Source organism: Bradyrhizobium sp. Kon56, from assembly GCF_055807635.1.
The window spans coordinates 1-257 of sequence record NZ_JBVVOU010000508.1 but is presented as its reverse complement, the minus strand read 5'-3'; the positions used below and the strand labels follow the sequence as shown (position 1 = coordinate 257).

Below are 257 nucleotides of genomic sequence, written 5' to 3'. Positions count from 1 at the left end.
ATCGTCGATGGGAGCAAGGAACTTCATGAAGTCCTCGCTCACCACCTCCTTTTCGCTTGCCCGGAGTGCCTGTTCGCGCTCACTCAAGTGATTGCTGTCGCGCTCAAACAGCCGCAAACGCAGCCCGTAATGCGGTTGCAACTGGTCCAGACGCGCCTGGCGCGCCTCTCCCTGCACCGGCCGCAGTTGCTCCACCAACGCCCACGCCGGGCCGCGCAGGGCCTCGCGGTTATAGGTTTCGTTGGATTCGGGCATGT

General features: G+C 62.6%; 1 pseudogene. It reads right to left on the bottom strand.

Annotated features, from left to right (window positions below):
• Positions 1–257, bottom strand: a pseudogene (locus AC0L3B_RS39855) (hypothetical protein); the annotation flags it as partial.